Source organism: Streptomyces sp. CNX435 (assembly GCF_059570575.1).
This window is the reverse complement of record NZ_JCANTA010000006.1, coordinates 319,012-340,229: the sequence shown is the minus strand read 5'-3', so window position 1 is coordinate 340,229 and position 21,218 is coordinate 319,012. Positions and strand designations below refer to the sequence as shown.

Below are 21,218 nucleotides of genomic sequence, written 5' to 3'. Positions count from 1 at the left end.
CGTGACCGCATGGATCGGCGCAACTCCAAGTCCTCACGAAGACAGCGCATAGTGGGGCGGGCGGGCCGCATCCCGGCGCCTCCGCTCACTCGTCGGCCCCGCCGACCGCGTCAATGTCATCGGCACTCAGCCCGGTCAGCATCATCACGTCGGCCTTCAGTGAGCCGTCCAGCACACTGATCGCCTCGACCATGCCCAGGCGCAGGTCCTCACGCCGCTGCTCCAGGTAGGCCCGTACCGCCTCGGCGACCAGATCCTTCTTCGTCAGGCCCAAGAAATGGGCCCCCTGACTGATCAGCTTGTCCGTTTCCGGGTCCACCTTGAGAGGCGACTGCCTGGACGGGTGCGCTGCTGCCGTCATGACCACCTCCGGTGCACGAGTACCCAAATACCTCACTCACACACTCCCGGCACGGGGCACCGGTCGAGGGCGGTCGGTGGAGGGAAGCGGGCTTCAGAGAAGGGCCAGGGCGGCGGCCGAGGGGCTGCCGGGCTCGGCGGCGTAGAGCACGAGCCGCTGCCCGCTGTCGTCGCCCATGTCGAGCAGTTGGTGGGACAGGGTGAGCGAGCCGGCGGAAGGGTGCCGGTAGTGGCGGGTGCGTGACGCGCAGAGAGCCACCGGGTGCGCCCGCCAGAGCGTCGCGAACTCCGCGCTGCGCTCCGTCAGTTCGGCGATCAGCGCGGCCAGCACCGGGTCGTCCGGCCGCCTGCCGGCGATCAGCCGCAGGTCGGCAACGGTGTCCCGGCACTTGCGGGCCCAGCCGTCGCCGAACAGCCGACGCGCGGCCGGGTCGAGAAAGACCAGGCGGACGGCGTTGGGCGGCTCGTCGAAAGGCAGGTGACCGGCCATCAGGGCGTGACCGACCGGGTTCCAGGCCAGGATGTCCGCGTGCCGACCCAGGACGAGGGCCGGGGTAGCGCCCAGCGAGTCCAGCAGCATCCGCAGAGAAGGCCGTACGGACTCGGTCCCGGGCCCCGCGGCGTGCCGCGGCCGGGCCAGGGCGCGCAAATGGGACCGTTCCGTCGCGTCCAGTCTCAACGCCGTGCCCACCGCCTTCAGCACCTCATCGGACACCCGCGGCGTCTGGCCCTGCTCCAGCCGCGTGTAGTAGCCGGGGCTGATGCCTGCCAGCCCAGCCAGCTCCTCACGGCGCAGCCCCGGCACGCGACGCCGGCCGCCGTACTCGGGCAACCCGACGTCGGCGGGCCGCAAGCGGGCGCGGCGCGATCGGAGGAAGGAGCCGATGTCGGAGTGAGGTCGCACGCCTGCCAAGTATGCCGCGGTCTCCCGGCCGCCCCGCAGTTCCCGGCCATCTCGGCCGCGGGCCGCTGCCGGAGCCTGCACCTGCTGGGGATGGTCACGGCGGGGTGCTGGCTGGGCGCGGGGCGACAGGTGAGGGTGGTGGTCATGATGATTCTGGTGATCGGTGCCACCGGCACCATTGGACGGGCGGTCTCGGCGGAGTTGGCGACGGCGGGCCACGAGGTCGTGCGCGCCTCCCGGAGCGGCTCGGCGGGCCCTCGGGTGGATCTGGCCGACCCCGGCTCGGTGGCCGCGCTGCTGGACGACGTCGGCGAACTGGACGCGGTGGTGTGCTGTGCGGCCAGCGGGGCGCTGGTCCGGCTGGACGAGGGTACGGACGCGGAGTTCACCACCGGGCTCGACGGCAAGCTCCTCGGCCAGCTGCGGTTGGTGCGACTGGCCCTTCCCCGACTGCGAGACGGCGGTTCCATCACGCTGACCAGCGGCTTCATCGGCCGTCCGGCGCCCGGTTACTCGTTCGCGGCGCTGGTGAACGCCGGCTTGGAGGCATTCGTCGCGTGCGCGGCCGTGGAACTGCCGCGGGGTCTGCGGATCAATGCCGTCAGCCCGGGGTGGGTCACCGAGACCCTGGAGGCACTCGGCATGGACCCCGCGCCGGGAACGCCGGCGGCGGAGGTGGCGCGGACCTACGCCCTTGCCGTGACCGGTCGGGACCAGGGGCGCACGCTTCGGCCGGGCACCGAACGGTTGCCGGCATGACACGACCGCGCATGTCCTTCGTTCGCGGGGCCCCGGAGCCGGCTGCCAGGACCCGGCCCCTGCCTGCGGCATCCGTATGGTGCGACGAGGCGCACATGACGCATGTCGTACGCGCCGAGTCCGGGGCTCCCCCCGCGTCATTGACGTGGGCATGGCGCAGGAAGACCATGGGAGCGCTCCCATTCCCGGGATCCCGCCGACCACGGAATCAGATAGGGCCGCCGCATGCCGACTTCCGCATCCGCCAGTCCCGCCCGCAGCGCCGGCCGCTGGGGCCCCCGCCGATGGAGTCGCGGGCGGCCCGGGCTCGTCGTCGGGCTGATCGCCGGCGTGGTGTTCGGCGGCGGGCTGCTCGCCCCGCCCGCGGCAGACGCCGGCGAGTCGCCGGAGGCGGGGTTCAACTACGCCGAGGCGCTGCAGAAGTCGATGTTCTTCTACGAGGCGCAGCGCTCCGGCGACCTCCCGGCCGGCAACCGCGTCGGCTGGCGCGGCGACTCCGCGCTCGACGACGGCTCCGACGTCGGCGTCGACCTCACCGGCGGCTGGTACGACGCCGGCGACCACGTGAAGTTCGGCTTCCCGATGGCGTTCACGACCACCCTGCTCGCCTGGGGCGGGCTGGCCGCGGAGGACGGCTACCGGCAGTCGGGCCAGCTCGCGTACCTCAAGGACAACCTGCGCTGGGTCAACGACTACTTCATCCGCGCGCACCCCGAGCCCGACGTCCTCTACGCCCAGGTCGGCGACGGCGACGCCGACCACCGGTGGTGGGGACCGGCCGAGGTCATGCCGATGGAGCGGCCGTCCTACCGGGTGCACCCCGGCTGCCCGGGATCGGATGTCGCCGGCGAGACCGCCGCCGCCATGGCGTCGTCCTCGCTGCTCTTCGCCGACGACGATCCGTCGTACGCCGCGACCCTCGTCCGGCACGCCGAGGAGCTGTACGACTTCGCCGACACCCACCGGGGCGTCTACTCGGACTGCGTGCCCGCCGGCAACTTCTACCGCTCCTGGTCCGGTTACCAGGACGAGCTCGTCTGGGGCGCGTACTGGCTCTACAAGGCGACCGGCGACGCCTCCTACCTCGCCAAGGCCGAGACCGAGTACGACCGCCTCGGCACCGAGCCGCAGACCGACACCCGCAGCTACCGCTGGACCATGGCGTGGGACAACAAGGCGTACGGTGCCTACGCGCTGCTGGCGATGGAGACCGGCGACGACCGGTACGTCCAGGACGCCAACCGCTGGCTCGACTACTGGACCACCGGCGTGGACGGACAGCGCGTGCCGTACTCGCCCGGCGGCCAGGCCGTCCTCGACACCTGGGGCTCGCTGCGCTACGCCGCCAACACCTCCTTCGTCGCCCTGGTCTATTCCGACTGGCTCGCCGGCAGCGACCCGGACCGGGCGACGCGCTACCGCACGTTCGGCGAGCGCCAGATCGACTACATGCTCGGCGACAACCCGCGCGACTCCAGCTACGTCGTCGGCTTCGGCGCCAACCCGCCGCGCAACCCGCACCACCGCACCGCCCACGGCTCCTGGACCGACCAGCTCACCGCGCCCGAGACCAACCGCCACGTGCTCTACGGCGCCCTGGTCGGCGGCCCCTCCGGCCCCGACGACGAGTACACCGACGACCGCCAGGACTACGTCGCCAACGAGGTCGCCACCGACTACAACGCCGGCCTGTCCGGCGCCCTCGCCGCCCTCGTCGAACGGCACGGCGGCACCCCGCTGCCCGACTTCCCGCAGCCCGAGGAGCCCGACGGCCCGGAGATGTACGTCGAGGCGTCCCTGAACGCCGACGGAGCGGGATTCACCGAGGTCAAGGCCACCGTCCGCAACCGCAGCGGCTTCCCCGCACGGACGCTGGACCAAGGCGCCTTCCGCTACTGGTTCACCCTCGACGAGGGCGTGGACCCGGCAGACCTCACCCTGTTCTCCGGCTACAGCGAGTGTCCCTCGCCGCTGCGCGGGCCCTTCCAGGCGGAGGGCGACCTGTACTACGTGGAGTTGGACTGCACCGGGAAGGCGATCTTCCCCGGCGGCCAGGCCCAGCACCGCGCCGAGGTGCAGTTCCGCATCACCGGGGGCGCCGGCTGGGACCCCACCGACGACTGGTCGTACCAGGGCCTGACCAACCAGCCGACCAGCGCCGGGAACATCCCGCTCTACGACTCGGGCGAGCGGGTCTGGGGCGAGGAGCCGGGTCCGACGCCCGGAGGTTAGGCCGTACGCGCGGGATCGAGTGCGGCAAGGCGGTCGCGTAGCCAGGTCAGCCGCTCGATCTCCGCGTCCAGGACCTTGCTAACGCTCATGGCGGCATCACTACCCGCCGGAGAGCCCACGTCAGCGCAGGGGTACGAACGGGCGGTTCAGGTGCGCCGTGGCGAGCACCGCGCCGCGCGGCCCGGCCCCTTCCAGCAGCAGGCGCCGAGTGCGGCGGGCGAGGTCCGGGTCCTCCTCGAAGAAGTACCGCACGGCGGGGTCGGCGAGCTGCACCGCGTGCACGACGACGTCCCCGGCGATGACGACCTGCCAGCGCCCGCCGTCGACGACCACCGACTGGTGTCCGGGCGTGTGGCCGGGCGTCGGTACGAGCGTGACGGCGTCCCCGTCGCGGTGGGCGACGAGCCGGGTGGCGCCGTCCACGACGTGCAGCTGCCCGGCCGCGCGCAGCGGGGCGACGGCGTACGTCGTCGCGGCGTCGCCGGGGGCGAGGGCGGCGAGTTCGGCGGCCTGGACGACGTAGCGGGCACGGGGGAAGGCCGGTACGCCGTCGGGCGTCACGGACCAGCCGTAGTGGTCCTCGTGCAGGTGGCTGAGCACGACGGTGTCGACATCGGCCGGCGCGATGCCGGCCGCGGCCAGCCGCTCGTGCAGCCGGCCGGGGACCGGCGCCCAGCTCGCGGCCGGGCTGTCGGCCGGGCCGATGCCGGAGTCGACCAGTACGACCCGGCCGCCGGGCCGCCGTACGGCGAAGCAGCGGAAGTCCAGCTCCCAGGCGCCGTCGGGCCCGAAGGCCCGGGGGTCGAGGCGGCGCGCGTGCGCCCAGGCGGGGGCGGAGGCGCCGGGGAAGGCGTCGGCGCGCGGCATGGGGAACGTACCGTGCGCGTCGAGCAGCGCCACGACCTCGAACCGCCCGGCCCGGCAGCGGGCCACGCCGGCGGAGGCGTCGACCGCACCATCTGCGCCATCAGGGCGCGGCCGGGATACGGCGGCAGCCCCGCCGCCCGCTGACGCGGCAACGGACCCCACGGCCACCGTCCCAACCTCCCGCAACACCCGCCGCCGCCCCCACACGCGGCCCACCGGGATACGAAGCCCGCCAGGCGCAGCCGCACCACCGGCGTCGGCGCGCCCGCCCCCGGGTCCGACGCCCCGAGCCCCCGCCTCCGCTCCCGCGCCACCGGGTCCGACGGCCCGAGCACCCGGCTCCGCTCTCTCCCCGCCCCGGCCGACGTCTCCGGCACCCACCTCCGCTCCCGCGCCACCGGGTCCGACGTCCCCCGTGCCCCCACGCACACCCGCACCCGGCTCCACACCCTCGCCGTACACCCGCCCCATCACCACTCCCTCCTCCGACGGCCCCACACCGCCGCTCCCCGCCCACGCTCCCGCCCACCCCCCGGTCCCCGCTTGTAAGTTCGTGCGCGATCCCCACCCCCGTATGCAAGGCTCATCCGCATGGCCGCGACCCGGCGCACCCTCCTCACCGGCGATGACCTCTTCGTCGCCGACGTACGCTGCGGTGACCCGCCGGTCGGGTGGACGCCCGCCCGCGCCACGGAGGTCTTCGGGCTCGTCCTCGTACGCGACGGTGTCGTACGGGCGCGGGTGGACGGCGTGGAGCAGACGATGGACCCCGCGTCGGTGTACGTCGAACGGCTCGGCAGCGAGCAGCAGTTCGCGCACCCGCGCGGCGCCGACCGCTACACGGAGCTCGTTCCCTCGGAGCCGCTGCTCGCCTCGCTGCTGGGCGGCGATCCCACCGTGCCGGAGGGGCTGGTGTTCACCACCCCCGCGATGGCGCTGCGGCACCGGCTGCTGTGCGCGGCCTCCGGCCGCGGTCCCGGGGACGGGGACGCCTTCGGGGCCGCCGAGTCGGCCGTCGCCCTGGCCGCAGCGGCGCTGGCGCAGCTCGACGCGCGCCGGGTGGCGAGCGGCGCTCCGGCCACGGCCGCGGCCCGGCAGCGGCTCGCCGACGGGGCCCGGGAGGCGCTGACCGCGGACCCGCGGCTCGGGCTGCTCGCCCTCGCCGCCGAGCTGGGCTGCTCGCCACACCACCTGAGCCGGGTGTTCCGGGCGGCGACCGGCGCCACGCTGAGCCGCTACCGCAACCGGCTGCGCGCCGCGCGGGCGCTGGAACGGCTGGCGGGCGGCGAACGCGACCTCGGCGGCCTCGCGGCCGAACTCGGCTTCGCCGACCAGGCGCACATGACGCACGTCGTACGCGCCGAGTCCGGGCTCCCCCCGGGCCGTCTGCGGGCCCTTCTCGCCCCCGCCCCCGGACCGGGCGGACCCACCGCTCCCCGCCCGCCGCCCTAACCTCCGGGCCGTACTCCGCCCCGCGACGCCCCCGTCGGCCCCGCCGCGCGCGTCTCGGCGCCGCACAGCAGGTGGATGTGCGACCTTCCCGTCTGCGGCCGGTCCTGCCCCGCCACCCGGTCCGCCGTGCTGAGCCGGCGCTGATCGCTGCCGTCCAGCTGCGACTCGTACAGATGCAGGCCGGCCGTGATCACGTCGGCGGCGCTCCTCAGCTTCTGGTCCCGCAGCCACCGCCGGTCCTCGCTGCGCCCGGTCGCCCAGGTGCCGAGCAGCACACCCGCCAGCCCGATGAACGCCCCCACGACCCCCGGCAGGACGTTCTCCACCCGCATCGCCTCCTGGCCTGTACCGCCCCAGGTCTTCCTACCGCATCAGCACGTCAGCGCACCTCCCGGGCGCCCGCGACCGTACCCCTCACAGGAACTTGTCATCGCTGTGAGGTCAGACATTGTGGAAACTTCCCCTATCAGGTTCGGGTACGTCGTCACCGAGGAGTAGGTGTCCATGCCCCACGGGGAGTTGAACGTCTGCATCGTCGGCGCCGGGCCGCGGGGGCTGTCGGTGCTGGAGCGGATCTGCGCCAACGAGCGCAAGTCCCCCGCCCACGAGGCGCTGCGGATCCACGTCGTCGACCCCCATCAGCCCGGGGCGGGGCGGGTGTGGCGCACGGACCAGCCGGATCTGCTGCTGATGAACACCGTCGCCTCACAGGTCACCATCTACACCGACGCCAGCGTGGAGATGGAGGGGCCGATCGAGGGCGGGCCGAGCCTGTACGAGTGGGCGCGGTCCGTCGTACGCGGGGACGAGGCCGGGCCGGCACTGCCGGGCGGGGTGCTCGCCGAGGCGCGGCAGTTGGGGGCGGACGACTACCCGACGCGGGCGTTCTACGGGCACTACCTGGCGGACGTCTTCCGCCGGGTGGTGGCCGGCGCGCCGGAGCACGTGACGGTGCAGGTGCACCGGTCCACCGCGGTCTCTCTGTATGAGGAGGAGCCGGACCCGGAGCAGCGGGTCGTGGGCGACCTGGACGCAGAGCAGCCGGGCCGGGTGACGAGCGCGGCCGGTCAGTGCCTCGCCCTCGCCGACGGCACCCGCTTACACCGCCTCGACGCCGTCGTCCTCGCGCAGGGGCACCTGCCGGCGCGGGCCACCGCGCGCGAGGAGGAGCTGGCGCGGGAGGCGGCGGAGTGCGGGCTTGTACTCGTCTCGCCCGTCAGCCCCGCCGACGCCGACCTGTCCGCGATCCGCCCCGGTCAGACCGTGGTGCTGCGCGGGCTCGGGCTGAACTTCTTCGACCACCTCGCGCTGCTCACCACCGGCCGCGGCGGCCGGTTCGAGCGCAGCGGCGACCGCCTCGTGTACCGGCCCTCCGGCCGCGAGCCGCGGCTGTACGCCGGCTCCCGGCGCGGCGTTCCGTACCACGCCCGCGGCCACAACGAGAAGGGCGCACACGGCCGTTACGAACCGCGGCTGCTCACCCCCGAGGTCATCGCCCGGCTGCGCGAGCGCGCCGCCGAGGGCCGCCGGGTGTACTTCGCCGTCGACCTGTGGCCGCTGATCGCCAAGGAGGTCGCGAGCGTCTACTACGGTGCCCTCCTCGCGGCCGACGGCCGGGCGGCGGAGCGGGAGGCGTTCGTCGCCCGCTACCTCGCCGCGCCCTCCGCCGCGGTGGAGGCCGCGCTGCTCGACGAGCACGGCATCCCGGCCGCGGACCGCTGGGACTGGAAGCGCATCGACCGCCCGTACGCGACACGCGAGTTCCACAGCCGCGAGGAGTTCCGCGACTGGCTGCTCGGCCACTTGGCCGACGACGTACGGGAGGCCCGCGAGGGCAACGTCAGCGGGCCGCTCAAGGCGGCGCTCGACGTGCTGCGCGACCTGCGTAACGAAATCCGCCTGGTGGTGGACCACGGCGGCCTGGAGGGCATCTCCTACAGAGATGACCTGCAGAACTGGTACACGCCGCTGAACGCCTACCTGTCCATCGGCCCGCCCGCCTCCCGCATCGAGGAGACCATCGCGCTGGCCAACGCCGGTGTCCTTGCGTTCATGGGCCCGGAGCTGCGCGTACGCGTCGACCGTACGGGCCCGGCGCCGGCGTTCGTCGCCGAGTCCAGCCGGGTCAAGGGCCCGCCGGTGCGGGCGGCGGCGCTGATCGAGGCGCGGCTGCCCGAGCCCGACATCCGCCGCACCGCCGACCCCCTGCTCACCCACCTGCTCGCCACCGGCCAGTGCCGCCCGTACACCATCTCCAGCGACGCCGGCGCCGACGTGGTGACCGGCGGACTGGCCGTGAGCGGGCGACCGTACCGCCTCGTCGACGCCGCCGGGCGGACCCACCCCCGCCGCTTCGCCTACGGGGTTCCGACCGAGGCCGTGCACTGGGTGACCGCGGCGGGCATACGCCCCGGGGTGAACTCCGTGACGCTCGGCGACTCCGACGCCATCGCCCGCGCCGTCCTCGCTCTCACCCCCGCGGGCGGTACGCGCCCCCACGCCACCGAGGAGCTTTCGTGACCCCGTCCCCAGGACCAGACGCCGACGCGCACGACGACCCAGACCTCGACGCCGGCCTGCTCTCCCCCGTGCGGGCCGGCACCCCCGTCGAAGCCGCCGTGTCGGACCGGGCGTGGCTGCAGGCGATGCTGGACGCCGAGGCGGCGCTGGCGCGCGCCCAGGCCCGTACGGGCACCATGCCCGCGCCCGCCGCCGCGGCGATCACCGCGGCGGCCCGCGCCGACCTGCTCGACCTGCGCGCGCTCGCGTGCGCCGCGCGGGAGACCGCCAACCCGGTCGTCGGGCTGGTCGGAGCGCTGACCGCCGTCGTGGCCGAACGCGACCCCGGGGCCGCGGAGTACGTGCACCGCGGCTCGACGAGCCAGGACGTGTTCGACACCGGCGCCATGCTGGTGTGCGACCGGGCGCTGCGCCTCGTCCACGCCGACCTGCTGCGCACCGCGGGCGCCCTGGCGCGGCTGGCGGCGGAGCACCGCGACACGCTAATGGCCGGGCGGACCCTGACGCTGCACGCGGTGCCCACGACGTTCGGGCTCAAGGCGGCCGGCTGGCGGCGGGGGGTGCTGGACGCGGCCGGGCGGGTGGAGCGGGTGCTCGACGGCGGGCTACCCGTGTCGCTCGGCGGGGCGGCGGGGACGCTGGCCGGGTATCTGGAGTACGCGGCGCTGGACGGAGCGGGAGGGGGAACGGGAGCGGGAGCGGAAACCGGCGCGGGAGCCGGATCAGGAGCCGGAGCCGGCGCGGAAACGGACCCCGGGGCCCCCGGCGCGTACGCCGCCCGGCTGACCGCCGCGTACGCCGACGAGACCGGGCTCGCCCTCACCACACTCCCCTGGCACGTCCTGCGCACCCCCGTCGCCGACGTCGCCGCCGCCACCGCCGTCGTCGCGGGGGCGCTCGGCAAGATCGCCGTCGACGTGCAGTCCCTCGGCAGGACCGAGGTCGCGGAGGTGGCCGAGCCGGCGGTGGCCGGCCGCGGCGGCTCCTCCGCGATGCCACACAAGCGGAACCCGGTGCTCGCCACCCTCGTCCGCAGCGCCTCCCTCCAGGTCCCGGCGCTGGCCGCGGCCGTGACCCAGTGCATGGTCACCGAGGACGAGCGCTCCGCCGGCGCCTGGCACGCCGAGTGGCACCTGCTGCGCGAGTGCCTGCGGCTGGCGGGCGGCGCGGCGCACACCGCCGCCGAACTCGCCGAGGGGCTGCAGGTCAGGCCCGACCGGATGCGCGCCAACCTGCGGACGACGGAGAACCTGGTCGCCTCCGAGCGGGTCGCGGCGGTGCTCGCCCCGCTGCTGGGCAAGGCGCCCGCGAAGCGGTTGCTCACCGACGCCGCGGCGGAGTCGGAGCGTACGGACCGTCCCCTGGCGGGGATTCTCGCGGCGGTTCCCGCGATCGCCGAACACTTCGACGAACGGGCGCTGGCGGCCCTCCTCGACCCCGCTTCGTACACCGGCGCGGCCGGCGCGCTGGTGGACCGGGCGCTGGCGGAGTCGTAACTCCGCGGCCGGGCAGACGACTTGACCCGCGCGCGCATGCGTACGCGACGGTGCGCACGCTGCGTACGGACCGCCATCACCTGGGCGTACGCGGCGAGTTCGGCGCCGTTCGTCGTCGCCACTCCCGCCCCCTGTACCCCCTGCGGGTGATCAACCCTCCAGTCCGGGGCGGCTCGTGACGATACGGAGGGGGTGACCGTCATGGATGAGTGCCTCCAATTCGTCTGTCCGCCGTGGTGCAACATGGCCGACTCACCGGAAGACCATTTCGGGGCTCACGGTGACGACCTGACCCGGGTGCTGCACCTGGGCTGGAATGCCGGCGCGATGTTCCAGGGGCGGGACGACCCGCGCCAGACAGTGGGGTTCGATGTGGATCTGTGCGCGTACTCGTTGACCGACGGCCGCCCGGGGCGGCCGTTCCTGAGGGTGTCGGACGAGGCCGACAGCGCCAACAACTTCGAGGTGCACGACGTGGCCGCCGCCGCGTTCATGCTGCAGCAGATGGCCGGCGCGGTGCGGAACCTGGCCGGCTTCCTGGAGATGCTCAGTGCGCGCCAGGAGGCGGAGGAGGCGCAGTGGCAGGCGGTCCGGCTGGACGGCGAGCGGCGTCAGGCCGAGCAGCAGCGGGCCCGGGCCGAGGCCGGGTTGCGCCAGGCGCAGGAGTACATCGCCGCCCTGGAGCGGGAGATGGAGGCAGCGAGCGCGGCGCGGGACGCGGCGCACTGGCAGGTGGAGAAGGCCCGCGAGCGGGTGGCGGACGCCGAGCGCACCGCGCGGGAGAGCCGCCGGGTGGCGGAGGCCGCCGCGGCCCGGTCGGCCCGGCTGGAGGGCACGCGGTAGGAGGCGGGGCGGAAGAGGTGGCCGGAGGCGGGCCGGGAGGGGCGGCGAGGCGCGGCGCGAGGCGTGGCGGCGGCGTCAGGAACTGCGCGGCTGGTTGAACCGGAGCAGGTTGCCGGACGGGTCGCGGAACGCGCAGTCCCGTACGCCGTAGGGCTGGTCGACCGGCTCCTGCAGCACCTCCGCGCCCGAGGCGGCGATGCGCTCGAAGGTCGCGTCGCAGTCGTCGGTGGCGAAGATGACGCCTGGCAGCAGACCCTTCGCAAGCAGCTGGGCCATAGCCTCGCGGTCCGCGGGCGTGGCGTTCGGGTCGGGCAGGGGTGGTTCGAGGACGATGTTCACGTCGGGTTGCGCGGGCGAGCCCACGGTCACCCAGCGCATGCCCTCGAACGAGACGTCAGCGCGGACCTCCAGGTCGAGAACGTCACGGTAGAAGGCGAGTGCTTTGTCATGGTCATCGACGGCGATGAAGCATTCCGAGAGCGCGATACCCATGCGTCTCACGCTACCGGAGGAGGGTGTCCCGCGCGCCCGGCCGCCGCACCGGCCGGGTGTGGATCTTGGCGACGCACGCCGGGACGGCGGCGCCGTCGTCGTGGGTACGGGCCCGGTAGGCGCTGGGGCTCTCGCCGACCAGCTCGGTGAAGCGCGAGCTGAACGAACCCAGCGAGGAACAGCCGACCGCGAAGCACACCTCGGTCACCGTCAGGTCGCCGCGGCGCAGCAGCGCCTTGGCGCGCTCGATCCGGCGCGTCATCAGGTAGCTGTACGGCGTCTCTCCGTAGGCGGCCCGAAAGCTGCGGGAGAAGTGCCCCGGCGACATGAGCGCGACCCGCGCCAGCTCCGCCACGTCCAGCGGCTGCGCGTAGTCGCGGTCCATCGCGTCTCGGGCCCGGCGCAGCCGGACGAGGTCCTCGACCCTCACGCCCTCACCTTGCCACAGCTCCCCGGGCCGCTACGCGCCGACGCCTGATCCGGTGGTGCTGTCCGACGAGGAGCGCTCGGTGTGGTGTCCGGGTGGGCTCGTCGCCGGAAGACGTCGCAGGCGTTGGCTCTGCGGTCGCGGATCGTGTTGCGGTGTGCGACTCAGGTGTGCGACTCAGGACGCTAGGCCGATCGGTCGCAGGTCCGAGAGGCCGCCGCCACCGGCAGGCGGACGGCCAGGGCCACGCACCCCAGCAACGGCACCAGCGCCGCGAGCGTCCACTGCAGCCCGGCCAGCTGGGCGCTCCAGCCGATGAGAGCGGGCCCGAGCAAGATGCCGGCGTAGGTGAAGGTCGTGAACCGCGGCAGGGCCGCCGCCGCGCCTTCGTCGTCCCCCGCGACGCGCCCGACCGCGCTGAAAGTCAGCGGGATGAGCGTCGAACTGCCCAGCCCGGGCACCGCGAAGCCGGCCACCGCGACCGCCGGCTCGGGGCTGAGGACCGCGAGCCCCAGGCCGCCCGCGCCGATCAGGCCGCCGACGCGGAACAGCGCCGCGTCGCCGTACGCCAGCCTGAGCCGGTCGCCCACGACGCGGCCGGCGGCCTGGCCGGCGGTGAACGCCATGACCGCCGTGGACGCCACGGCCGGTGAGGCACCCCGGCTGTCGTGCAGGAGGATGCCGCTCCAGCCCAGGACCGCGCCCTCGCAGACCATCAGGACCATCCCGGCCACGCCCAGCCGCACCACGGCGCCCGACCAGCCCTTGCGCCACCCGCCACGGTGCCGCCTTTCGGCGCCCTCCTCGGCCGATCCCCCGGCAGCCGGCGTCAGCACGGCACCCAGGACCACGCCGCCGAGCATCACCGCCCGCAACCGGGCGTGGGACCGCATCCGCCGTGCCGGCACCGAGGCCCGCAAGCTCAAGGAGGCCGCGCGCCGATCTCCGGCGAGGCGATCAGGCTCACCCGCACCCTCGACCGGCTGCTGCCGGGCCAGCCGGACGTCCTCGGGCTGCTGGCGCTGCAACTGCTGCACGACGCCCGCCGCCGGGGCCGCGTGGACGCCGCCGGCCACCTCGTGCCGCTGGAGGAACAGGACCGGACCGCGTGGGACGGCGACCGCCTCGCCGAGGGCACCGGCATCCTCGACGCCGCCGAGCGCGCTGCCCGCACCCGCGGCCCGTACCTGATCCAGGCCCAGATCGCCGCGCACCACTCCACCGCCCCCACGGCCGCCGCGACCGACTGGCCGGCCATCGCCGCGCTCTACGAGGAACTGGCCGCCCTGACCCCCTCGCCGTACGTCCAGCTCAGCCGCGTCGTGGCCGTCGCCATGGCCCATGGCCCCACCCAGGGCATCACCCTGCTCCATGACCTCCGCCTCGCCGACCACCTCCCCGGCAACCACTACGTCCCCGCCACCGAGGCGGACCTGCTGCGCCGCGCCGACCGCCCCCAGGAGGCCGCCGCCGCCTACCGCGCCGCCCTCGCCCTCGTCACCAACGACGCCGAACGCCACTACCTGCAGCACCGCCTCGACGCCCTGACCTGACTGTGAGGATCCCGTTCGCAGCCTGACGGTGCGCCGCTCGTCACCGGCAACACCCCCGCGGACGGCACGGAGACACAGAACTGGTCGTGTACGGGCGGCACGAACCAGAAGTGGACGCTCAGCACGGCGTGAGCCACGCCCGCGCACGGGGAACGTGTTGCACCATGGATCACCGGGGGCGTCGCCCCCGGTGATCCGGCGACGGGCGGAGGAACGGGTGGGCGGGTCCGGGGAATCGACGGCGGCGGCCGGGGCGGCGGGCACCCCGCCGGCCACGGCGGCGACCGCGGCGACCGCGGCGCGGATGCGGGAGGCCGCGCGGGCGCTGCTGGCCGTGCTGGAGCCGGCGCAGGTACGCGAACTGCGCGACGCGCCCGCCCGGCTGGACGCGCCCGCGCTGCGGGAGTGGACGTACCTGCCGGGCCCCCGCCCCGGCCTGTCCACCGAGGAACTGGGCGGCGAGCAGCGCGCGGCCGTCGACGCGCTGCTCGCCGCGGCGCACAGCGCGCACGGCGGGCGGCTGGCGGTCGGCGCGATCGAGGTGGAGCGGCACCGCCGCGAGCTGGTCGGCCGCCCGGGGCCCGACCGCTACTGGCTGCGGCTGCTGGGCGACCCGGACGGCGACGGCCCGTGGGGCTGGCGGATGAACGGCCACCACCTGGCCGTACACGTGCTGATCACGGCCGGGGGCCTGCGGGTCACCCCGCACTTCATCGGCTCCGAGCCTGCGCTCATCACGGCCGGCCCGGGGGCCGGCCGGCTGCTGGGGCCGGAGGAGGACATGGCCCGCGAACTGGTCACGGACCTCGGCCCCGGCGCGCGCACCGCGGCCGTCTTCGCCGCCGAGCCGCCGGACGACATCCTCACCCGCGCCGACCCCTTCGCCGACCCGGACCTGCTGCCGGCGGGCCTGTCGTACGGGGACATGACGGCCGGCCAGCGGCGGCTGCTGGAGCGGCTGGTGCGCCGCTACCTGGACCGGGCGCCCGAGGCGTACGCGCGGGAATGCTGGGCGGACGCGGTGGCACTGGGGCTGGACACGCTCTCCTTCGCCTGGGCGGGCGGCCTGGTCCCCGGTGACCGGCACTACTACTGCGTACGCGCCCCGGACTTCCTCATCGAGTACGACAACACCCAGGACGACGGCAACCACGCCCATTCCGTATGGCGGCACGTGCGCCACGACTGGGGCCTGGACCTGCTGCGGGCGCACTACGAAGGCGGGCACGCGGACGGGCACGAGGTCGGGCACGGATAGCGGACCGGCCCTGTGCCGTCGTACGGCACCGGGCCGGCGCCGGGCCGGCTCCGACGGCACGGCGGCGTCAAGTCGGCATCAAGTCACCGCCAAGTCAACGGTTAGCCTCAGCCAACTCTCGCGGCGGATCCTGGCCGAATGGACAGATCGCCCAGGATTTCGGTCGCCTACCACTCGCGCCGCGGACACACCCAGCTGCTCGCGCAGGCCGTCAGGACCGGCGCCGAGGCCGAGGGCGCCGAAGTGACCATGGTCCTCGTCGAGGACATGCAGGAGTCCGACTGGGAGACGCTGGACGCGTCGGACGCGATCGTGTTCGGGGCGCCGACGCTCATGGGCTCCGCGTCCGGGGCGTTCCACGCCTTCGCCGAGTCGACCAGCAAGCGCTGGAGCACACAGTCCTGGAAGGACAAGATCGGGGCGGGGTTCACGCACTCGTCGTGCAAGGCGGGCGACAAGCACATCACTCTCGGGTACTTCGCGACGCTCGCCGCCCAGCACCAGATGCACTGGGTCAACCTCGGGCTGGCCCCGGGCTGGCACCTGAGCCACGAGAGCGAGGACGACCTGAACCGGCTCGGGTACTTCAACGGCGCCGCCGCGACCACGATGGGCGACCTGGGCACCGACTCCGTACACAAGGCGGACGTCGCGACGGCCGAGCACCTCGGCGGGCGCGTGGCGCGCCACACGGCGGTGGTCCTCGCGGGGCGGGCGGCGCTCGGCATCGGCTGACCGGGCCGGTCCGAACGCCCCGGCCGACCCGGCGCGGGTCTCGGCGCCCTCGCTGTGGACGGGGGGTCCGGAGTTATCCACAGGGGATGCCGCCGGGACGCGGGCGGCCGTAGGCTCCAGGCATGGAAAGGGACTTCGGGTACGCGGTGTTTCCCCCGGCCGTCGCCGCCGTCGACGTGCGGTGGCGACCGCCGATACGGCTGCGCGGGCACGGGTGCGGCGAGGAGGTCCGGCCGTGACGCTCCCCGACGACCTGGCCGGGCTGGCGCGGCGCGTCCTCGACACGAACCGGTACCTCACCCTCGGCACGACCGAGCCCGACGGCCGGCCGCGGGTGTCCCCGGTGTACTTCACCCACGCCGGCTACCGCACCTTCTACTGGGTCTCCTCACCGCACTCACGGCACTCGGCCAACGTCGCCGCCCGGCCCGAGGTCGCGTTCGTCGTGTACGACTCCAGCGCGCCGGTCGGCGCCGGCCGCGCGGTCTACGTCGGCGCGACGGCGGAGCAGGTGCCGGCGGAGGAGCTGGCGGCGGCGTGCGATGAGGCGTTCGCCGACGTGACCGACGCCGGGGTGCGGCGGTTCCGGCCGGCGGACGTGAGCGGTGCCGCCGAGTTCCGGCTGTACCGCGCGCGGGCCACGAGCTGGGAGGTGCACATACCCGGTCGCGACCCCGCGTACGGCACCGGCGTGGACACCCGCCGCGCGGTCCGGCCCTGACCCGGCGACAGGGCGGTCGGAACGGTGGGCCGGGCCGTGACGGCTAGGCGCGGGGCGGGGTGCCCAGGGCGGCGGTGAGCGTGGCGAGGTGGTCGGCGACGGGGCCCAGGGTGAGCAGGCCGGTGCCGGCTCCGGCCAGTTCGGCCGCCGCGGGGGTGAGCCGGTCCCGGGCACGCGCCATCGTCTCGCGGTCGCCGAGTTCGACGGCCGCCCGTGCGACGAGGCACCACGCGGTCTCCAGCATCAGGTCGCGCGGCGGCTCGGGCACGGCGCGCAGTGCCTTCGCGGCCTCGGCGCGGCGCCCCTCGGCCAGCAGTACGAGGGGCCGTACCCACGGTTCGTACGGGCCCCAGCCGGTGCCGGTGGCGCCGGCGGGAGCGGTGTCGGTGGCGCCCTCGACGGCCTCGTCGACGGGTACGGCGAGGCCGGGTCGCAGGCGCAGGCAGAGCAGCGCCAGCGGCAGCAGCCCGCGCTCCAGCCCGGGCATGCCGGCGCCGTCGAGCCGGTCGGCGGCGGCACGGAAGGCGGCGTCGGCCGCGGACGTGGCGGAGGCGGCGGGGGCGGCGTCGGCCGCGGAGGCGGAGGAGGCGGAGGAGGCGGAGGGAGGCGGGGCGGGGGCGGCGGTTTCGGCCAGCCGGAGGGCCGCGTACCAGCGCGTGAACACCGCGACCAGCGGCAGTTCGTGCCGCTCGGCGAGCCCGTCCGCGGCGGCGGCGTGCGCGTCCGCACCCGGGAAGTCCGCCAGCGCGCCGCGGGCCTGCATGCGTACGAGATGCCCCAGCACCTCGTACGTCACGAGCCCGTGCCGGGCCGACAGCCCGACCAGCTCGGCGCCGATCCGGTCCCGTTCCGCGGCCAGGCCCGTCCGCTCGAAGGTCTGCATGAACACGCCGTTGAGTGCGAACGCGAGCAGCGCCGGGTCGTCCAGCCGGCGGGCCAGCCGCTCCGCCTGCCGGGCGGCCTGCGGCCCGCGCGCGGAGCGGGTGCCGCGCGACTCGACGGCGACGGTGGCCAGGAGCCGGGCCCGCGCGGCGGCGTGCTCGGTGGGCGGGAGCGTGGCGAGGGCGCGTTCGGCGGCGGCCACGACGCGGGTCGCCTGCGCCGGGTCGTCAACGCGGGTCCAGATCGCGGGGACGTCGTACGCGCCGATGACCCGCGCGGCCAGCTCCGGGTCGCCCAGCTCCTCGGCCGCCACGACGGCGGCTACCCGGTGCCGCCGGGCGGCCTGCAGCCCGCCGCCGCCGGTGACGGCGAGGTTGCGGAGCAGGCCGACGGTGGATTCGAGCCGGGCGCGGGCGCCGGGCGCGACGGCGCGGTCGTACGCCGCCGCCGCCTCCGCCCAGACCCGCCGCGCGCCGTCCTCGCCGCCGCCGACGGCGTCGGGCGCGCCGCGCTCCCCCGGAGCCGGTCCGGCATCGCCGCCCGTCCCCGCCGAACGGCGCCCTCCGGCACCGCCGTCACGACCGCTCCCACCGCCCCCTCGCTCCGGCTCCACAGCCGCGCCGACCCGACCACCGTCCTCAGGCACGCCGCCCGCCTCAGGCCTGCCGTCCTTCGGCCCGGCCCCGCCACCCCGTTCACCACCGCCCCGACCGCGACCACCGCCTCGCCCCGGCGCCCCGTCGACGGGTCCGGCACCGCCGTCCGCCCTCGCCGAACCGCGCCTCCCGGCACCGTCGTCACCACCGCTGCCGCCGCTGCCGCCGCTGCCTCGCCCCGGCGCTCCCGCCACGCCGGTCGAACCACCGGCCTTCGGCACACCGCCGGCCTCCGGCCGGCCCTCCTCCGGCCCCGCGCCGTCCCGGTCGCCGCCCGCTCCAGCCGAGCCACGTCCCGCGGTCTCGCCGTCGCCCCGTTCACCGTCGTCCCCGACCGCGTCCGGCCCAGCGCCGGTCCCGGGCCGACCGGCCTTCCCGTACGCGCCCGCGCCCGGCGCCTCCGCACCCGGCCACCCCTCTCCCCCGTCCTCCGCCGCCTCCAGGTGGTCCGCCTGCGTCAGGATGTCCGTCTCCAGCCGCCGCAGCGCCGGACCGGGGTCCACGCCCAGCTGCTCGCCCAGCATCGTGCGCGCCCGGCGCAGCACCGCGAGGGCGTCGGCCTGGCGGCCGGCGCGGTAGAGGGCCAGCGCCAGCAGCCGCCAGGCGTCCTCGCGCCAGGGGTGCGCGGCCACGTGGCCGTCCAGGTCCGCCGCGGTCTCGGCGGCGAGCCCCAGGGACAGCCGGGCGCGGGCGTGCCGCTCGACGGCGTGCAGCCGCAGCTCCGCGAGGCGGGAGCGTTCGGTACGGGCCCAGGGCAGGTCGGTGAACTCCGCGTAGGCGGGCCCGCGCCACCAGCCCAGGGCCTCCGCCAGCCGGGCCGCCGCAGCCCGCGGCGGCAGCGCCCGGGCGTCGGCCATCGCCGTCTCGAAGCACCAGGCGTCGACGGCGTCCGGCTCGGCGCGCAGCGCGTACCCGGGGCCCTGCGTGACCAGCAGCCGCGCGGGCGCGCGCGGCGGGCGCGCGGGTTCGAGCCCGCGCCGCAGCGCGGCGACGAACGTCCGCACCGCGCCCACGGCGTCCGCGGGCGGGTCGGTCCACAGGTCATCGACCAGCAGGTTGACCGGCACGACGCGGCGGCGCGCGACGATCAGGCGGGCCAGCACGGCCCGGTGCCGCGGCCCTTTCAGCGCGATCGCGCCGCTGCCGACGCCCCCGTCGCCGCCCACGCCGACACCGGCCCAGCCGCCGCCGGCGTCCCCGTCCCCGTCCCCGCCCACCCCGTCGTCCCAGGCCGTCACCGGCCCCAGCACGCCGAACCGGACCCGCACCACCGACCACCTCTCCCGACCCCCGCTGGCCGCCACCGTACAGCGCGCTCATCGGCTGCTCATCCGCGCCGCGCACGCTGAGGACAACGATCGGCTACGAAGGGAAACCCCCGATGTCCCCGCGCATCCCCGGCTTCGACTACCGCCGCGTCCCCGTCGCCGACGGCGTCGCCCTCAGCGCCGCGGTCGGCGGCAACCCCGCCGGCAGCCCGGTGGTGCTGCTGCACGGCTTTCCGCAGACCCACCTCATGTGGCGGCACGTCGCCGCCCGGCTCGCCGCCGACCACACCGTCATCTGCCCCGACCTGCGCGGCTACGGCGCCAGCGACAAGCCGGCGGAAGCCTCCCCCGGCACGTACGCGAAGCGCACGATGGCCGACGACGTCGTGGCGCTCGCCCGCGCGCTGGGGTATGAGCGCTTCGCGCTGGCGGGGCACGACCGCGGCGCGCTGGTGGCGTTCCGCGCCGGGCTCGACCACCCGGGGGCCGTCACCCACCTGGCGTGTCTGGACGTGCTGCCGACGCTGGACATGTGGGACGTGTTGCACGGGGCGTCGGCGGCGGTCGGCTTCCACCTGTACCTCATGGCGCAGCCGCCCGGCCTGCCCGAGGAGATGATCGCCGCCGCCCCGGACGCGTTCTTCGGCCACTTCCTCGACGTCTGGTCCGCGGGCGCCGGCGCGGACGCCATCCCCGCCGCCATCCCCGCCGACGTGCGCGCCGTGTATCTCGCGGCGTCCCGCGCCGCGGTGCCGTCGATCGTGGCGGACTACCGGGCCTCCGCGGGCGTCGACGTCGAGCACGACCGCGCCGACCGCGACGCCGGCCACCGGCTGCGGATGCCGGTGGCCGTCCTGCAGCAGGACTGGGGCGCCGCGCTCGGCTTCGACGCGGCCGCGAGGTGGCGCGCCTGGGCGCCTGACCTGCAGCATGCCACGGTGGGCTGCGGTCACTTCATGGCCGAGGAGGCGCCGGACGAGGTCGTGGCCGCGCTGCGCGACCTCCTCGCCCGTACGCCCGCCGCCACCGCTACGGGATCGTGAGCCCGTAGGCCGCCAGGATCTCCTTGACCGGCTGGTAGTACGTCGTGCCGCCGCTGGTGCAGTCGCCGGTGCTGCCGACGATGATGCCGACCGCCTTGCCGCCGGAGAACGCCGGGCCGCCGGTGTCGCCGGGCTCGGAGCAGATGTTGGCGCTGAAGAGGCCGGAGACCGTGCCCTCGGGGAAGTTCACGGTGAGGCCGATCTGCCGCAGCGTGCCGCAGTGGTAGCCGCTGACCCGCCCGTAGTGGCACAGGGCCATGCCGGGTGCCGGGTCGGTGGCGCCGGCGACGTCCACCGGGGCGCCGCCGCTGCCCCTGACCTCGCCGGGGTACGACACGGAGGTGCTGGTGTAGCCGATGACGGCGTAGTCGTTGCCGGGGAAGCTCACGCCCTCGGTCACGCCGACCGGCACGGTGCGTTGCGCGTCGGCGTACCAGTCGCCGCCGAGGTCGGCGCAGTGGCCGGGGATGATGCCGTACGAGGCGCCGTCCCGTACGGCGTTGAAGCCGAGCGTGCAGGAGTAGGAGGTGCCGTACAGCGCGTCCCCGCCGCGCAGCTCGGTCGCCGCTGTGCCGGGCGGGGCGGCGGACGGGGCGGCGGGGGCCGCGGCGGCGGGCGGGGCGAGGAGGGTCAGCAGCGCGCCGAGCACCGCGAGCACGGTGCCGGTGGCGAGGGTGCGTAACGGAGGAGCGGTACGGCGTCGTCTTCGGCTCACGGGTCCTGCCTTCCGGGCGGCGACGGTGTCGACCG

The 21,218-nt window shown here is 75.5% G+C and carries 20 protein-coding genes; 11 read left to right on the top strand and 9 right to left on the bottom strand.

Annotated elements, in window-relative coordinates; genetic code table 11:
- Nucleotides 1–85: 85 nt before the first annotated feature.
- Nucleotides 86–361 (bottom strand): hypothetical protein, encoded by a 276-nt coding sequence (locus T328_RS14120; protein WP_496496355.1) that lies wholly within the window; start codon nt 359–361, stop codon nt 86–88.
- Nucleotides 362–454: 93 nt separating this feature from the next.
- On the bottom strand, nt 455–1,264 hold the full coding sequence (locus T328_RS14115) for a helix-turn-helix domain-containing protein (protein ID WP_496496354.1): 810 nt from the start codon (nt 1,262–1,264) through the stop codon (nt 455–457).
- 144 nt (nt 1,265–1,408) lie between these two features.
- Between T328_RS14115 and T328_RS14110 the strand changes: the two genes are divergently transcribed.
- Both T328_RS14110 and T328_RS14105 read left to right on the top strand, forming a co-directional pair.
- On the top strand, nt 1,409–2,023 hold the full coding sequence (locus T328_RS14110) for a short chain dehydrogenase (protein ID WP_496496353.1): 615 nt from the start codon (nt 1,409–1,411) through the stop codon (nt 2,021–2,023).
- Nucleotides 2,024–2,248: 225 nt separating this feature from the next.
- The gene (locus T328_RS14105; RefSeq protein WP_496496352.1) at nt 2,249–4,255 is read left to right on the top strand and encodes a glycoside hydrolase family 9 protein; all 2,007 of its coding nucleotides are present in this window, start codon (nt 2,249–2,251) and stop codon (nt 4,253–4,255) included.
- Nucleotides 4,256–4,375: 120 nt separating this feature from the next.
- Here the strand turns inward: T328_RS14105 and T328_RS14100 are convergent, their stop codons facing one another.
- Nucleotides 4,376–5,188, bottom strand: a complete 813-nt coding sequence (locus T328_RS14100) for an MBL fold metallo-hydrolase (RefSeq protein ID WP_496496351.1) — start codon at nt 5,186–5,188, stop codon at nt 4,376–4,378.
- A 525-nt stretch (nt 5,189–5,713) separates the two neighbouring features.
- On the opposite strand from T328_RS14100, the gene T328_RS14095 reads away from it, so the two are divergent.
- Nucleotides 5,714–6,574: a helix-turn-helix domain-containing protein gene (locus T328_RS14095; protein ID WP_496496350.1), complete on the top strand. Its 861-nt coding sequence runs from the start codon at nt 5,714–5,716 to the stop codon at nt 6,572–6,574.
- Here the strand turns inward: T328_RS14095 and T328_RS14090 are convergent.
- On the bottom strand, nt 6,571–6,906 hold the full coding sequence (locus T328_RS14090; RefSeq protein WP_496496349.1) for a hypothetical protein: 336 nt from the start codon (nt 6,904–6,906) through the stop codon (nt 6,571–6,573). The two genes, T328_RS14095 and T328_RS14090, sit on opposite strands and share 4 nt — an antisense overlap.
- A gap of 172 nt (nt 6,907–7,078) precedes the next feature.
- On the opposite strand from T328_RS14090, the gene T328_RS14085 reads away from it, so the two are divergent.
- The 3 genes from T328_RS14085 to T328_RS14075 all read left to right on the top strand — a co-directional run bounded on the left by T328_RS14085 (nt 7,079) and on the right by T328_RS14075 (nt 11,433).
- Nucleotides 7,079–9,094 (top strand): FAD/NAD(P)-binding protein, encoded by a 2,016-nt coding sequence (locus T328_RS14085; RefSeq protein ID WP_496496383.1) that lies wholly within the window; start codon nt 7,079–7,081, stop codon nt 9,092–9,094.
- Entirely contained in the window at nt 9,091–10,590 is a 1,500-nt protein-coding gene (locus T328_RS14080; protein ID WP_496496348.1) for a nitrosuccinate lyase, read from the top strand. Before T328_RS14085 ends, T328_RS14080 begins: the two co-directional genes overlap by 4 nt.
- 243 nt (nt 10,591–10,833) lie before the next feature.
- Nucleotides 10,834–11,433, top strand: a complete 600-nt coding sequence (locus T328_RS14075; RefSeq protein ID WP_496496347.1) for a hypothetical protein — start codon at nt 10,834–10,836, stop codon at nt 11,431–11,433.
- 75 nt (nt 11,434–11,508) lie between these two features.
- Here the strand turns inward: T328_RS14075 and T328_RS14070 are convergent, their stop codons facing one another.
- The 3 genes from T328_RS14070 to T328_RS14060 all read right to left on the bottom strand — a co-directional run bounded on the left by T328_RS14070 (nt 11,509) and on the right by T328_RS14060 (nt 13,245).
- On the bottom strand, nt 11,509–11,925 hold the full coding sequence (locus tag T328_RS14070; RefSeq protein ID WP_496496346.1) for a VOC family protein: 417 nt from the start codon (nt 11,923–11,925) through the stop codon (nt 11,509–11,511).
- A gap of 10 nt (nt 11,926–11,935) precedes the next feature.
- Nucleotides 11,936–12,310, bottom strand: a complete 375-nt coding sequence (locus T328_RS14065) for a helix-turn-helix transcriptional regulator (RefSeq protein ID WP_496496382.1) — start codon at nt 12,308–12,310, stop codon at nt 11,936–11,938.
- A 227-nt stretch (nt 12,311–12,537) separates the two neighbouring features.
- The gene (locus tag T328_RS14060) at nt 12,538–13,245 is read right to left on the bottom strand and encodes an MFS transporter (RefSeq protein ID WP_496496345.1); all 708 of its coding nucleotides are present in this window, start codon (nt 13,243–13,245) and stop codon (nt 12,538–12,540) included.
- Between T328_RS14060 and T328_RS14055 the strand changes: the two genes are divergently transcribed.
- The 4 genes from T328_RS14055 to T328_RS14040 all read left to right on the top strand — a co-directional run bounded on the left by T328_RS14055 (nt 13,234) and on the right by T328_RS14040 (nt 16,619).
- Nucleotides 13,234–13,905: a DUF6596 domain-containing protein gene (locus T328_RS14055; protein WP_496496344.1), complete on the top strand. Its 672-nt coding sequence runs from the start codon at nt 13,234–13,236 to the stop codon at nt 13,903–13,905. The genes T328_RS14060 and T328_RS14055 overlap by 12 nt on opposite strands.
- Nucleotides 13,906–14,122: 217 nt before the next feature.
- Complete coding sequence (locus tag T328_RS14050; RefSeq protein ID WP_496496343.1) at nt 14,123–15,163, top strand: DUF3500 domain-containing protein; 1,041 nt, start codon at nt 14,123–14,125, stop codon at nt 15,161–15,163.
- A 138-nt stretch (nt 15,164–15,301) separates the two neighbouring features.
- Nucleotides 15,302–15,898 (top strand): flavodoxin family protein, encoded by a 597-nt coding sequence (locus tag T328_RS14045; RefSeq protein WP_496496342.1) that lies wholly within the window; start codon nt 15,302–15,304, stop codon nt 15,896–15,898.
- Nucleotides 15,899–16,133: 235 nt separating this feature from the next.
- The gene (locus T328_RS14040; protein ID WP_496496341.1) at nt 16,134–16,619 is read left to right on the top strand and encodes a pyridoxamine 5'-phosphate oxidase family protein; all 486 of its coding nucleotides are present in this window, start codon (nt 16,134–16,136) and stop codon (nt 16,617–16,619) included.
- Nucleotides 16,620–16,662: 43 nt separating this feature from the next.
- Here T328_RS14040 and T328_RS14035 read toward each other — a convergent pair whose 3' ends face one another.
- Entirely contained in the window at nt 16,663–19,425 is a 2,763-nt protein-coding gene (locus T328_RS14035) for an AfsR/SARP family transcriptional regulator (RefSeq protein WP_496496340.1), read from the bottom strand.
- 113 nt (nt 19,426–19,538) lie between these two features.
- On the opposite strand from T328_RS14035, the gene T328_RS14030 reads away from it, so the two are divergent.
- On the top strand, nt 19,539–20,468 hold the full coding sequence (locus T328_RS14030) for an alpha/beta fold hydrolase (RefSeq protein WP_496496339.1): 930 nt from the start codon (nt 19,539–19,541) through the stop codon (nt 20,466–20,468).
- On the opposite strand, the gene T328_RS14025 is transcribed toward T328_RS14030, so the two are convergent.
- Entirely contained in the window at nt 20,455–21,183 is a 729-nt protein-coding gene (locus T328_RS14025) for a S1 family peptidase (protein ID WP_496496338.1), read from the bottom strand. The two genes, T328_RS14030 and T328_RS14025, sit on opposite strands and share 14 nt — an antisense overlap.
- Nucleotides 21,184–21,218: the final 35 nt, after the last annotated feature.

Bases quoted from the DNA above. Each gene is read 5' to 3' on its own strand.
- T328_RS14075 (WP_496496347.1), top strand. From the start codon at position 10,834: ATGGCCGACTCACCGGAAGACCATTTCGGGGCTCACGGTGACGACCTG.
- T328_RS14095 (WP_496496350.1), top strand. From the start codon at position 5,714: ATGGCCGCGACCCGGCGCACCCTCCTCACCGGCGATGACCTCTTCGTC.
- T328_RS14105 (WP_496496352.1), top strand. From the start codon at position 2,249: ATGCCGACTTCCGCATCCGCCAGTCCCGCCCGCAGCGCCGGCCGCTGG.
- T328_RS14065 (WP_496496382.1), bottom strand. From the start codon at position 12,310: ATGGACCGCGACTACGCGCAGCCGCTGGACGTGGCGGAGCTGGCGCGG.
- T328_RS14060 (WP_496496345.1), bottom strand. From the start codon at position 13,245: ATGCGGTCCCACGCCCGGTTGCGGGCGGTGATGCTCGGCGGCGTGGTC.
- T328_RS14030 (WP_496496339.1), top strand. From the start codon at position 19,539: ATGTCCCCGCGCATCCCCGGCTTCGACTACCGCCGCGTCCCCGTCGCC.
- T328_RS14110 (WP_496496353.1), top strand. From the start codon at position 1,409: ATGATGATTCTGGTGATCGGTGCCACCGGCACCATTGGACGGGCGGTC.
- T328_RS14090 (WP_496496349.1), bottom strand. From the start codon at position 6,906: ATGCGGGTGGAGAACGTCCTGCCGGGGGTCGTGGGGGCGTTCATCGGG.
- T328_RS14085 (WP_496496383.1), top strand. From the start codon at position 7,079: ATGCCCCACGGGGAGTTGAACGTCTGCATCGTCGGCGCCGGGCCGCGG.
- T328_RS14120 (WP_496496355.1), bottom strand. From the start codon at position 361: ATGACGGCAGCAGCGCACCCGTCCAGGCAGTCGCCTCTCAAGGTGGAC.
- T328_RS14070 (WP_496496346.1), bottom strand. From the start codon at position 11,925: ATGGGTATCGCGCTCTCGGAATGCTTCATCGCCGTCGATGACCATGAC.
- T328_RS14045 (WP_496496342.1), top strand. From the start codon at position 15,302: ATGGACAGATCGCCCAGGATTTCGGTCGCCTACCACTCGCGCCGCGGA.